Raw genomic sequence first — 13,352 nt, forward strand, 5'->3', positions numbered from 1 at the left:
TGAACGGCCTTTAAATTCGAACCCATTTCTCCCAGATAAAATGATAGTCCCACTCTAACCGATGGGTCTTCGACAACTCTGCCTGGATACGCCGACGCTTTCTATACGCACCAGGGTGCCATTCGTGAAACTGAATCAGAAAGCAGTCCACCTCTTTTAGTAGATCTGTCTTAATCATCTTATCCAAAAGAGGAAACTCGGCTCCTTCAATATTAATCTTTATAAGATCAACGCGACCAAGATTTAGCTCTTTCCAAACTCTATCAATTGCAGCAATCTCAACCTTTATACGCTGAAGATCGGAATGATCAGTCCGCTCATCACACATCGACGAGCCAAGCCCATTCAGCGTGAAATCGACGGTTAGGTCTTCGTCGCCTAGGCCATAGGGCATAGGGTGGAGCTTGGGATTGCTGGCGGCTTTCTCCTGTAGTGCCGCCAACGAGTTTGGATTCGGCTCAAATGCATAAATGATTGGATCATAACGATCTACCATGTGCTGCGCCCAACCCCCTGTAAATGCCCCGACGTCAAACACTACACTATCGGAATTAATATCGACGTCATGAAGGACATGCGTATTGACGTATGTCGCACCTACGAAGTCAAAAAATGATGGCCGGTAGTAATGAAGCTCCATCATTGCTTTCATAGGCCCGCTGGTTTTTCTGTATTTCCAGCGCATAAGCAAGGTGCGAGGCCAAAGGAGCGTTTTTTTTATTTCGTAAGCGCTGGGGAAAATACTTTTCATATTATTTTCGGAAATTACGACGAACATTATTGTCGTCTTCGACTGCAATGGTAGTCTATCAATTTTACCGTGTCGACCAGAGAGCAATAATGTCGTCAGTTCCACCGACGATTCTTGTTAATGACGTCTCGTAAACAGTACATCCCTTATAATGCTATTATTTTGATGGAGGGATAGCCTCAAAAACCTTGTTGCTGAGTGTACCCGCTCTAATGGCCCCCGTGCAGAATACGTAGAGTGCTTGCAGAGTCGTTGGCCGCCCGCTTTCACCCCGTTTTTTTGTGTGGTTACTATGCCCATGAGAACTAGACTGCAGCCTCGAGTGACCGCTTTGCCGCGATCATCCTCCTCCTATTTCGAAAACAATGCATTATTAAGCTGAAATTAACGCATTTATTGGCGCTGTTCTTGACAGGCTAGCGCTTTAAGTGCAATCATTTTTGGAATAAATAGGGAATTAAAGAAATCATGTTTCTTACCATCGACATCGAGATCACCAATCGATGTAATGCAACGTGCCATTTTTGCCCGAGGGATGCTACTCCTCATCAGGGTATCATGGACGTTGACACGTTCGACAGAGCACTGGCTCGCGCAGTCGAGTACCGTACAGTAGTGAACGATGTGTCAGGGCTGGAGCTAACCGTCAGTCTTTGTGGACTGGGTGAGCCGCTTCTCAATAAAAATACGGTATCTTTCGTTGAGAAGGTCAAGCGTGCCGGTTTTAAATGTTCCATGTCATCAAACGGCGCACTACTTACAGAAGACAAAGCACACGAACTCCTTGATGCCGGCTTGGATGAGATTTACCTCAACATTTCCGATGTCCACGAGGAATATGAGCGTATCTATAGCCTCCCTTTTGATAAAACGTGTGCAAATATCACCCGTTTTGCGGAATTGGCGCAGGGCAAATGCACTCCCGTAATCATTCTCGTTGATCACCGTGAGGACAGAGATCACATTAAGGCTATGGAGGCCTTCTGGCGGGAACGTGGTCTAAAGAATTTTCACGACTACAATGTTATCAATCGTGGGGGGGCTCTTTTTGTCGAGCACATGCAATTTGAACAGTATACCGAAATGGTTCAGGCTCGCCACGAATTAACCGTAGGTGGTACTCAGCCACTGTGCGGAGCGCCATGGGGCTTCTTGTTTATTGGATATGATGGCAACTACTACTTATGTTGTTCCGACTGGCGCAAGCAGGCCAGCCTTGGTTCTGTCTTCGATTACAGTTTCCTGCAGGTTACCCGGAAAAAATTGGCCATGGTCGTAAGCCGCGAACCGGTCTGTAAAACCTGCAACCATGACCCCATCAATATGCTCACTGAAGAGCTACGGGCACTCAACCGTGGCGAAGTCTCAGCAGAAGAAGTCGATATACTAAGGCAGTCACTTCGCGCAGGCAGTCAGGAGATCGACGATGCCCTTGATGAATTGCTCAAGTACGGCGATCGCCATCCGGACGGCATCCTGCCAGCCAATATTATTCCGCTGGTCACTACGCACTAAGAATTTCAGCCGTATGTATTGCGCTCGCGTTCTATCGCCATCGCGCTGCGGCCTTCACCTAATTCCATATGGAGACGGATGCATGGAAGATAGTCGTCAAGTTGAGAATTTAATTTACAGCTATGCTGAACGAATTGACAATGGCGACCTGGAAGGTGTAGCCGCGCTTTTTCATGCTGCCGAAATTTTTTCAGCAGCGCATGATGTTCGGCGAACAGGTTTCGACGAAGTATTAGAGATGTATCAAACTTCGACCCGCCTGTATGAGTCCACGGCCACACCACAAACTAAACACCTGACGACCAACGTCATTATTGAGATTGATGAGGGCGGCATGGAAGCCAGCGCACGCTCTTATTATACGGTGATCCAGGCAACTGACTCCCTCCCTTTGCAGCCAATTATCAGTGGAAGGTACAAAGACCGTTTTCGCAAGACCGAAAACCAATGGCAATTTTCAAGCCGAGAAATGATCGTTGATTTAGTCGGCGATTTGTCTGCCCACCTACTCTATGATGCCAGCGGCATTGCGTAACTCTCCACTCGTTTCTTTTCACTCATTGAGTGAAGCATTAGTGCTGATCGCGACTCGAGAGAGCGGATGTTGAATTCTAATCAGCGGCTAGAGCAAACATAATTTCCGACATATGATGACCCTTCCTCAGAAAGATAAATTCTTGTTTATTCACGTGATGAAAGCCGGTGGGACTTCATTTTCTGAGGTTCTTAGCGCCAACTTCACTACCGAGCAACGCTATCCAGAAGCCTACATCAATGCTGATACAGAATTTTTCGATCGAATCGATGCTTATCTGCATGTTCCAAGATTTGTTGCTGACGTCAATGCACTGAAAGACCAACTACGAATAGTGCTTGGCCATGTTCCCTATGCGGTGCGATCATTGCTCGAGAGCGACTATATAACCCTAACTCTGCTGCGCGATCCCATCGAACGCACCATATCCTATCTCAAGCATTGTCGCCGATACCACATAGAACATATGGAGCAACCTTTAGAAAAAATTTATGAAGATCCATGGTTCCATGGTTCCTTCATCGGCAACTATCAGACCAAGATTTTCTCCATGTCTGCCCGAGAAGCTATGGCTGAAGAACGTTTCTTACCTTCCTCAACAGCGTTGCCGAAGAGGCAGGATTTGGGCGATGCACAAAGCTTCTCTTCAGAGATTAAAATGCTTCAAAAGACTGCGCCCGGTCGATTTTCTCTTGAGTGGGTCGCCGCAAGCACAGGCGTAATCAATGTTGACGAGAGCAGGCTAGCTATCGCAAAGAAGAATCTTTCCGCGATAGAATTGGTAGGGGTCACCGCACACTACAATCGATTTCTCTCGAAACTAGTAGAGCGATATGGCTGGAAGATCACATCTGAGCCGCATCGGCATGTCGGAGAAGACGAAGTCATTTCAACCGCGTTTCGAAACCGTATTGCTGACGACAACACTTTTGATATGCAACTGTACGAGTATGCTAGATCGCTTTCGATCTGAGCCTGGAAAAATACCACCGTAAATTGGGCTTAAAAGAATGATCAGATAAGTCGGTCTTATTCTTTGCAGTAAACCGAAGATATTTTTTTGACGTTTCAACCTCTCTGTGAGGAAATAGAATTGCTCACTTGACCACCAATAATTCAACTTTTTATCTGGAGTATAAACAATGAAGAGTCTGTGGAACGACGAGGCCGCGGCGGCCTTTAGTGATGATGACCTTGGCATGCGCGTATACTCTTCAAGGCTATTAGGCTCAGATGAAAATCTCGTCATGCACGGAGGAGGAAACACTTCAGTCAAGGCCACCACAAACGACTTTTTCGGTAGAACACTTAAGGTGTTGTATGTAAAGGGTAGCGGTTGGGACTTGGAAACCATCGAAAAGCCTGGATTTCCGGCGATCAAACTGCAGGAAACACAGATGCTCGCGGAGCTTGAGACACTCTCCGACACGGACATGACTCAACAATTACGTGCTCTAATGCTTGATCCATCAGCCCCCTCCCCCTCTGTTGAAGCGATACTACACGCCATTTTACCCTCGAAGTTCATTGACCACACCCACACCGATGCCATTATCACCCTGAGCAATAACCCACAGGGAAAACGTATACTCGAAGCGGTTTTTCCTGACTGCCTGATACTGCCCTATGTGATGCCGGGGTTCATTCTTTCAAGACAAGTTAACGAAGCGATTAAGCAAAACGATCCAAACCATTACAAAGGCGTCATCCTTATGCATCACGGGGTATTCACCTACAGTGATGAAGCCAAAATCGCCTATGAAAATATGATTGAGCTGGTATCCCGAGCGGAGGCCTACATTACTGAAAACGGGACCACCCGCATTGCGACAGCAGAACATGAAGTTGATTTACTAGACCTCGCGCGTATTCGCAATGCCGTGTCACTCGCCCGCGGTGAAGCGCAACTAGGGATTCTCGATCAATCACCTGATGCACAGGGATATTCCGCATTGGACACTGTCGCCGAGATTTCTTCTAGAGGGCCAATAACGCCTGACCACGTCATTCGCACCAAGAGAATTCCGGTAGTCATCGGTGCCAAACCCGCTGAGGGCATTCCGGAGATTCATCAGTACGTTACTGACTACAAGAAATACTTCGAAGAAAACCGTACTCCGCAACTGCAGATACTTGATCCGGCTCCCCGCGTGGGTATTTGGCGCAACGCAGGATCCATAGCGTTCGGCAGCAGCGTCAAAGAGTGCAATATCATTTCTGATATCGCCAGGCATACTCGACAAGCTGTGCAGATTGGGGAGTCGGTAGGAGGCTGGCAGGCGCTCTCGGAAAAAGATATTTTTGAACTAGAGTACTGGGTTCTTGAACAAGCAAAACTGGGAAAGGGCAGTGCGTCTAAAAAGCACCACCAAGGTAAAGTAGCGATTGTTACTGGTGCATACAGTGGAATAGGCAAAGCGACCTGCGAAGCACTTGCTGCTGAAGGGGCTGTCGTAGTCGGGCTCGACATCAACTCAGAGGTGGTTAGCCAATTGGGCCGCGACGGCATGAGGGGACTAGAATGTGACTTAACCGACAGCAAGGCCATTACATCCGCTGTAGACCATGTCATCTCACTTTACGGCGGCTTGGATATTGTCGTCTGCAATGCAGGTATTTTTAAGGCGGGTGAGCGAATCGAAGAGCACACAGAGCTCACATGGGATCAAACCTTGGACATTAACCTCACCGCCACACAACGGTTTATGACCGCGACGATTCCCTATTTAAAATTAGGCATAGACCCTTCCATTCTAATTGTAGGCTCCCGCAACTACGCAGCACCAGGGCCTGGAGCCGCAGCATACTCAGTTAGCAAGGCAGGTATTACGCAGCTAGCGCGTGTCGCTGCGCTGGAGCTCGCTGCTGATGGCATCAGGGTTAACATTGTCCACCCAGATGCTGTTTTCGATACCGCATTGTGGACGGATGAGACACTGGCCAGCTCTGCCGCCCGTTACGACATGAGCGTTGAGGAATACAAAACTAAAAACTTGCTTGGTAAAACAATCAGTGCCGCTAATGTCGGACGCCTACTCTCTACAGTGGCAAGCGATATTTTTACAGCGACGACGGGCGCGCAAATACCTATCGATGGAGGCAGTGACAGGGTGATCTAAGCCTGTTATAGCGCACTGTTTAACAATTATGCCGCCGTAACCCTCCCCCGATTCGGCGAAGCTCCTCATCCTGTTTCATCGCCCATAAAAAAATCCCGCAGCACGGACGCAGCGGGATTTAAAATTAAAGCCTGGCAATGACCTACTCTCACATGGGGAAACCCCACACTACCATCGGCGATACATCGTTTCACTTCTGAGTTCGGGATGGGATCAGGTGGTTCCAATGCTCTATGGTCGCCAGGCAAACTGGCTTAAGTGTCCTTTGGGTCTCACCTGATTACTCAGCGCCACGGTTCACTCAAATAGGGGGGTAAATTAAGCTGTCTGTTCTTGTCTTAACACTGGACTCAATCACAACATCCGCTGTCTTCTCATCTGTATCACTACAAATAACTTGGATTATATGGTCAAGCCTCACGGGCAATTAGTACTGGTTAGCTCAACGCCTCACAGCGCTTACACACCCAGCCTATCAACGTAGTAGTCTTCTACGGCCCTTCAGGGGAATTAAATTCCCAGGGAGAACTAGTCTTGGGAGGGGCTTCCCGCTTAGATGCTTTCAGCGGTTATCCTGTCCGAACGTAGCTACCGGGCAATGCCACTGGCGTGACAACCCGAACACCAGGGGTTCGTCCACTCCGGTCCTCTCGTACTAGGAGCAGCTTCCCTCAATTCTCCAACGCCCACGGCAGATAGGGACCGAACTGTCTCACGACGTTCTAAACCCAGCTCGCGTACCACTTTAAATGGCGAACAGCCATACCCTTGGGACCGGCTTCAGCCCCAGGATGTGATGAGCCGACATCGAGGTGCCAAACACCGCCGTCGATGTGAACTCTTGGGCGGTATCAGCCTGTTATCCCCGGAGTACCTTTTATCCGTTGAGCGATGGCCCTTCCATTCAGAACCACCGGATCACTATGACCTACTTTCGTACCTGCTCGTCTTGTCAGACTCGCAGTCAAGCACGCTTATGCCATTACACTAACCGCATGATTTCCGACCATGCTTAGCGCACCTTCGTGCTCCTCCGTTACTCTTTGGGAGGAGACCGCCCCAGTCAAACTACCCACCACACACTGTCCCCAATCCAGATAATGGACCTAGGTTAGAACCCCAACGTTACCAGGCTGGTATTTCAAGGTTGGCTCCACAACAGCTAGCGCCATCGCTTCAAAGCCTCCCAGCTATCCTACACAAGTAAAGTCAGAGTCCAGTGTGAAGCTATAGTAAAGGTTCACGGGGTCTTTCCGTCTAGCCGCGGGTATACGGCATCTTAACCGCAATTTCAATTTCACTGAGTCTCGGGTGGAGACAGTGTGGCCATCGTTACGCCATTCGTGCAGGTCGGAACTTACCCGACAAGGAATTTCGCTACCTTAGGACCGTTATAGTTACGGCCGCCGTTTACCGGGGCTTCGATCAAGAGCTTCTCCGAAGATAACCCCATCAATTAACCTTCCGGCACCGGGCAGGCGTCACACCCTATACGTCCACTTACGTGTTTGCAGAGTGCTATGTTTTTAATAAACAGTCGCAGCCACCTGGTCACTTCGACCAGCCTCAGCTTAGGGAGCAAGTCCCATCACCAAAGCCGGCGTACCTTCTCCCGAAGTTACGGTACCATTTTGCCTAGTTCCTTCACCCGAGTTCTCTCAAGCGCCTTGGTATTCTCTACCTGATCACCTGTGTCGGTTTACAGTACGGTTCCTTATTACCTGAAGCTTAGAAGCTTTTCTTGGAAGCATGGCATCAACCACTTCATTCTGACTTTCGCCAGAACTCGTCATCAGTTCTCAGTCTCCTCACTAAAGAGAGTATCCCGGATTTACCTAAGATACTGACCTACAACCTTAAACAGGGACAACCAACGCCCTGATGGTCTAGCCTACTCCGTCCCTCCATCGCAATAATAAGAAGTGCGGGAATGTTAACCCGCTTCCCATCGACTACGCATTTCTGCCTCGCCTTAGGGGCCGACTCACCCTGTCCCGATTAGCGTTGGACAGGAAACCTTGATCTTCCGGCGAGGGGGTTTTTCACCCCCTTTATCGTTACTCATGTCAGCATTCGCACTTCTGATACCTCCAGCAAACCTCCCGGTTCACCTTCAACGGCTTACAGAACGCTCCTCTACCATGCGTGCAAGCACGCATCCGCAGCTTCGGTTACCAATTTAGCCCCGTTATATCTTCCGCGCAGGCCGACTCGACTAGTGAGCTATTACGCTTTCTTTAAAGGATGGCTGCTTCTAAGCCAACCTCCTAGCTGTCTAAGCCTTCCCACATCGTTTCCCACTTAACTGGTATTAGGGACCTTAGCTGGCGGTCTGGGTTGTTTCCCTTTTGACAACGGACGTTAGCACCCGCAGTCTGTCTGCCGTGATTGTACTCCTGGGTATTCGGAGTTTGCATCGGGTTGGTAAGTCGGGATGACCCCCTAGCCGAAACAGTGCTCTACCCCCCAGGGTAAGACACGACGCTCTACCTAAATAGATTTCGAGGAGAACCAGCTATCTCCGGGCTTGATTAGCCTTTCACTCCGAGCCACAGGTCATCTCCGCATTTTTCAACATACGTGAGTTCGGTCCTCCAGTTGATGTTACTCAACCTTCAACCTGCCCATGGCTAGATCGCCCGGTTTCGGGTCTATTGCCTGCAACTATGACGCCCTATTAAGACTCGGTTTCCCTACGCCTCCCCTAAACGGTTAAGCTTGCTACAGACAATAAGTCGCTGACCCATTATACAAAAGGTACGCAGTCACAGAACAAGTCTGCTCCCACTGCTTGTACGTATACGGTTTCAGGTTCTATTTCACTCCCCTCTCCGGGGTTCTTTTCGCCTTTCCCTCACGGTACTGGTTCACTATCGGTCAGTCAGTAGTATTTAGCCTTGGAGGATGGTCCCCCCATGTTCAGTCAAGATAACTCGTGTCCCGACCTACTTGTCGCAAGCTTAGTATCACAATCAGGTTTTCGTGTACGGGGCTATCACCCTCTATCGCCGGACTTTCCAGACCGTTCCACTAACCCAACTGCTATCACTTGCAGGCTACTCCCCGGTCGCTCGCCGCTACTGGGGGAATCTCAATTGATTTCTTTTCCTAAGGGTACTTAGATGTTTCAGTTCCCCTCGTTCGCTCCTTACACCTATGTATTCAGTGCAAGGTACCTGGCTTACACCAGGTGGGTTTCCCCATTCGGACATCTCCGGATCAAAGTCTGTTTGCCGACTCCCCGAAGCTTTTCGCAGGCTACAACGTCCTTCATCGCCTCTGACTGCCAAGGCATCCACCGTATACGCTTAGTCACTTGACCATATAACCGAAGTTATCTGTTTCTCTCAAACTACAAGAGATCATGCCTTTCAAACAACAAAAGACATCCCAAGAAAACAGTTCCCCGACCCCCTTAACACAGGCCAGGTACTAGTAGATGTACACCGATCAAAGTGCACACCCGCCGGATGTTTGTGACGCTTAAGTCACAATGTTTATTACAACTCGTTGTGACAACAGGGAATTGAAACCCGTCATCACAGAACAATTTATCAATGAACCGCATAACTCACCAAAGTGCTTTATGTCAGCTCAAAGATTCAGCTTAATCTACCTTGTTAAAGAACGTTCCGGCTGTAAAAACCAGAAAGAAGCCTGCTCATAAAAACAGACTTCTTTCTGATCTCGTTGATGCAATATATCCACTTTGGATAAGATGGTGGAGCTAAGCGGGATCGAACCGCTGACCTCCTGCGTGCAAGGCAGGCGCTCTCCCAGCTGAGCTATAGCCCCGGAGTCCTTCCAGCAATCTCAAAGTCTACCAAGTAAACCAAACCGTGTTTGGTAGGCCTGGGCAGATTTGAACTGCCGACCTCACCCTTATCAGGGGTGCGCTCTAACCAACTGAGCTACAGGCCTGCAAAAAAATAACGCTCGCAGACGAGCTGGCGATACCGTCGCATCAACCGAATTAGATGAAGACAAATGTGTGAGCACTCATTAGGTAGCGCCAACATCGTTTAAGGAGGTGATCCAGCCCCAGGTTCCCCTAGGGCTACCTTGTTACGACTTCACCCCAGTCATGAATCACAAAGTGGTGAGCGACCTCCCGAAGGTTAGTCTACCCACTTCTTTTGCAACCCACTCCCATGGTGTGACGGGCGGTGTGTACAAGGCCCGGGAACGTATTCACCGTGACATTCTGATTCACGATTACTAGCGATTCCGACTTCATGGAGTCGAGTTGCAGACTCCAATCCGGACTACGAAACGTTTTGTGGGATTCGCTCCAGCTCGCGCCTTTGCAGCCCTCTGTGCGTTCCATTGTAGCACGTGTGTAGCCCAGGTCGTAAGGGCCATGATGACTTGACGTCGTCCCCACCTTCCTCCGGTTTGTCACCGGCAGTCTCCTTAGAGTTCCCACCATTATGTGCTGGCAACTAAGGACAAGGGTTGCGCTCGTTACGGGACTTAACCCAACATCTCACGACACGAGCTGACGACAGCCATGCAGCACCTGTCACTGCGTTCCCGAAGGCACTAATCTATCTCTAGAAAATTCGCAGGATGTCAAGACCTGGTAAGGTTCTTCGCGTTGCATCGAATTAAACCACATGCTCCACCGCTTGTGCGGGCCCCCGTCAATTCATTTGAGTTTTAACCTTGCGGCCGTACTCCCCAGGCGGTCTACTTATTGCGTTAGCTGCGCCACTAAGAAATCAAGTCTCCCAACGGCTAGTAGACATCGTTTACGGCGTGGACTACCAGGGTATCTAATCCTGTTTGATCCCCACGCTTTCGCACCTCAGCGTCAGTATCGAGCCAGGAGGCCGCCTTCGCCACTGGTATTCCTCCATATATCTACGCATTTCACCGCTACACATGGAATTCTACCTCCCTCTCTCGTACTCTAGTCGGCCAGTATCAACTGCAGTTCCCAGGTTGAGCCCGGGGCTTTCACAGCTGACTTAACAAACCGCCTACGCGCGCTTTACGCCCAGTAATTCCGATTAACGCTCGCACCCTCCGTATTACCGCGGCTGCTGGCACGGAGTTAGCCGGTGCTTCTTCTAAAGGTAATGTCAGAGCTTGGCGCTATTAACGACAAACTTTTCTTCCCAATTGAAAGTGCTTTACAACCCTAAGGCCTTCTTCACACACGCGGCATGGCTGCGTCAGGCTTTCGCCCATTGCGCAATATTCCCCACTGCTGCCTCCCGTAGGAGTCTGGACCGTGTCTCAGTTCCAGTGTGGCTGATCATCCTCTCAGACCAGCTAAGGATCGTCGCCTTGGTGGGCCTTTACCCCACCAACTAGCTAATCCTACGCAGGCTCATCCGATAGCGCGAGGCCCGAAGGTCCCCCGCTTTCCCCCTTAGGGCGTATGCGGTATTAGCTTGAGTTTCCCCAAGTTGTCCCCCACTACCAGGTAGATTCCTACGCGTTACTCACCCGTCCGCCGCTTTACTCAGCCCGAAGGCTTTTCGCGCTCGACTTGCATGTGTTAGGCCTGCCGCCAGCGTTCAATCTGAGCCATGATCAAACTCTTCAGTTTAATCTTTAACCTCTGCCATCTTACCCTGTTACAGGCTCAAGACAAGAGGGAAGGATTACGCGAGTACCTCGCTTCACCCTTCAAATCATCAGCTCAGATACAATTCGAAAATCAAAAATTACTATGAATTAATGAGTCACTTGTTGCATCTGAATAGTTGTGACAACTATCCCAACAAGTGCCCACACATCTGTCTTCATCTTCTTGTTAAACAACATCTGCTGCCGCTAAGGGCGCAGATAACCGGTGAGGACCTGCCTCATCGGGGAGGCGCATTATACCCAGCAACGTCACGCAGGCAACCCTATATTTGCAAATACACCAACTTTCTTTTAAAAATGCCAAGAGCTGCAACTCGCACTTGCACTTTTGCGAGTTCGGACACTTCTTGCCGACGACAATAAAGCCTAGAAATATTGCTATTTAATCGGGCAAAAACGATAAACATCGGGTTCGAGATAAACAAAAAAGAGACAAGGGGTTTCCTGCAAGGTGGTCAAAATATAGACACACACAAGCGCGATAAGTTAGTCCGCTGACCCTAAGTCACTTCAAACAGGTGATATTTTTTCTTTCCCAGCTTGACTAGATAGAAGCGACCGAACACAGCGTGCACCGACAGGAAACAATCGGACACCTTACCGTTGTCCTCCAGACCCAGAATGCGGTCATTAACGGTTACGGCTTTTCGGCCGAGGGCGTCTTTGACCTGCTTACCAGAGGTCACCATCTCGGCATCAGCGAGTAACTGGGTAAGCGTGTCAGGAAAGTCAGCGCGCGCGATAGTACTCGCGGGAAGTCCATCCTGGCGCAGCTGCAAAACATCACCTTCTGTCAGCGCGCCTATAGTCCCACTAAACAGAGACTCGGTAATTCGCTTGGCCGCATCGAGGCCGTCCTGCCCATGTACCAGCCTTGTAACTTCACTTGCCAGCAGTGCCTGCGCTTCAGGGCGGCCATCGCGCTCAGCATCAGAACGCTCAATGGCGTTAATGTCCTCAACATCAACAAAGGTAAAGTATTTCAGGAATTTGTAGGCATCCGCATCAGATGCAGACAACCAAAACTGGTAAAACGCATAAGGGGATGTGCGCTGCGCGTCAAGCCAGACAGTACCTGATTCGGTCTTGCCAAACTTCGTACCATCGGCTTTTGTAATCAAGGGCATGGTTAGGCCAAAAACCTGATTGCCGTGGAGCCGACGAGTAAGGTCTATACCGCCGGTAATATTGCCCCACTGATCAGAGCCACCCAGCTGTAAAGTGCAATCATAGCGATGATTTAGCTCTGCAAAGTCGTAGGATTGCAGAATCATATAAGCAAATTCGGTAAAGCTGATACCGCTGCCGTCACGCTCGATACGCTGTTTCACCGACTCTTTTTGTATCATTGCGTTGACAGAGAAATGTTTGCCGACGTCACGCAGAAAGGTTAATACATCCATCTCTGCCGTCCAGTCCAGGTTATTCACGACCTCGGCTGACACATCACCCGCTTCGAAATCGATGAACAAGGAAACCTGCTTCTTGATTTTGTCTACCCAGCCGCTGATCACCTCAGGGGTATTCAACTGTCGCTCCTGGGTCTTAAAACTTGGATCGCCTATGAGGCCCGTCGCGCCGCCCACCAAAGCCAATGGTTTGTGTCCCGCTAATTGGAAGCGTCGCAGCATCAGCAAGGGCACGAGTGTCCCTATATGCAAACTGTCAGCGGTAGGGTCAAAACCACAGTAAAGCGTGCGGGGTCCCCCCTCTAACCAGTCGGGAAGCTCATCCTCTCCAGCCACCTGAAAGATGAGTCCACGGGCATGAAGATCATCGAGTAGAGCTCTGCTCATAGGGTTCGTTCCTAATTCAATGGTTCCTCAGAAACCGA

At 49.6% G+C, this 13,352-nt stretch carries 6 protein-coding genes, 2 tRNA genes and 3 rRNA genes; 4 read left to right on the forward strand and 7 right to left on the reverse strand.

Annotation, left to right across the window (positions count from 1 at the left end; all coding sequences use genetic code 11):
- Positions 1-10: 10 nt before the first annotated feature.
- Positions 11-856, reverse strand: a complete 846-nt coding sequence (locus tag ABXT62_RS14485; protein WP_415355994.1) for an FkbM family methyltransferase — start codon at positions 854-856, stop codon at positions 11-13.
- Positions 857-1,219: 363 nt separating this feature from the next.
- On the opposite strand from ABXT62_RS14485, the gene ABXT62_RS14490 reads away from it, so the two are divergent.
- The 4 genes from ABXT62_RS14490 to ABXT62_RS14505 all read left to right on the forward strand — a co-directional run bounded on the left by ABXT62_RS14490 (position 1,220) and on the right by ABXT62_RS14505 (position 5,920).
- Entirely contained in the window at positions 1,220-2,266 is a 1,047-nt protein-coding gene (locus ABXT62_RS14490) for a radical SAM/SPASM domain-containing protein (protein WP_415355995.1), read from the forward strand.
- An 82-nt stretch (positions 2,267-2,348) separates the two neighbouring features.
- A complete protein-coding gene (locus tag ABXT62_RS14495; RefSeq protein ID WP_415355996.1) occupies positions 2,349-2,801 on the forward strand; it encodes a nuclear transport factor 2 family protein in 453 nt (150 codons plus the stop codon).
- 115 nt (positions 2,802-2,916) lie between these two features.
- The gene (locus ABXT62_RS14500; protein WP_415358222.1) at positions 2,917-3,774 is read left to right on the forward strand and encodes a sulfotransferase family 2 domain-containing protein; all 858 of its coding nucleotides are present in this window, start codon (positions 2,917-2,919) and stop codon (positions 3,772-3,774) included.
- Between the two features lie 169 nt (positions 3,775-3,943).
- Positions 3,944-5,920: a bifunctional aldolase/short-chain dehydrogenase gene (locus ABXT62_RS14505; protein ID WP_415355997.1), complete on the forward strand. Its 1,977-nt coding sequence runs from the start codon at positions 3,944-3,946 to the stop codon at positions 5,918-5,920.
- A gap of 129 nt (positions 5,921-6,049) precedes the next feature.
- Here the strand turns inward: ABXT62_RS14505 and rrf are convergent.
- From rrf to tyrS, 6 genes are all read right to left on the reverse strand, one after another.
- Positions 6,050-6,165, reverse strand: a 5S ribosomal RNA gene (gene rrf, locus ABXT62_RS14510).
- 161 nt (positions 6,166-6,326) lie between these two features.
- Positions 6,327-9,242, reverse strand: a 23S ribosomal RNA gene (locus ABXT62_RS14515).
- A 397-nt stretch (positions 9,243-9,639) separates the two neighbouring features.
- Positions 9,640-9,715: transfer RNA gene (locus ABXT62_RS14520), tRNA-Ala, on the reverse strand.
- 49 nt (positions 9,716-9,764) lie between these two features.
- A tRNA-Ile gene (locus ABXT62_RS14525) sits at positions 9,765-9,841 on the reverse strand.
- Between the two features lie 102 nt (positions 9,842-9,943).
- Positions 9,944-11,477, reverse strand: a 16S ribosomal RNA gene (locus ABXT62_RS14530).
- The 16S, 23S and 5S rRNA genes sit together here with 2 tRNA genes alongside, the layout of an rRNA operon.
- A 541-nt stretch (positions 11,478-12,018) precedes the next feature.
- A complete protein-coding gene (gene tyrS / locus ABXT62_RS14535) occupies positions 12,019-13,314 on the reverse strand; it encodes a tyrosine--tRNA ligase (RefSeq protein ID WP_415355998.1) in 1,296 nt (431 codons plus the stop codon).
- Positions 13,315-13,352: the final 38 nt, after the last annotated feature.

Origin of the sequence: Halioglobus sp. Uisw_031, from assembly GCF_047729875.1 — a bacterium.
Classification (GTDB): Bacteria; Pseudomonadota; Gammaproteobacteria; order Pseudomonadales; family Halieaceae; genus Marimicrobium.

What these genes read in the sequence shown, in the direction of transcription:
- tyrS (WP_415355998.1), bottom strand. Translation starts at nt 13,314, where the DNA reads ATGAGCAGAGCTCTACTCGATGATCTTCATGCCCGTGGACTCATCTTT.
- ABXT62_RS14490 (WP_415355995.1), top strand. Translation starts at nt 1,220, where the DNA reads ATGTTTCTTACCATCGACATCGAGATCACCAATCGATGTAATGCAACG.
- ABXT62_RS14505 (WP_415355997.1), top strand. Translation starts at nt 3,944, where the DNA reads ATGAAGAGTCTGTGGAACGACGAGGCCGCGGCGGCCTTTAGTGATGAT.
- ABXT62_RS14500 (WP_415358222.1), top strand. Translation starts at nt 2,917, where the DNA reads ATGACCCTTCCTCAGAAAGATAAATTCTTGTTTATTCACGTGATGAAA.
- ABXT62_RS14495 (WP_415355996.1), top strand. Translation starts at nt 2,349, where the DNA reads ATGGAAGATAGTCGTCAAGTTGAGAATTTAATTTACAGCTATGCTGAA.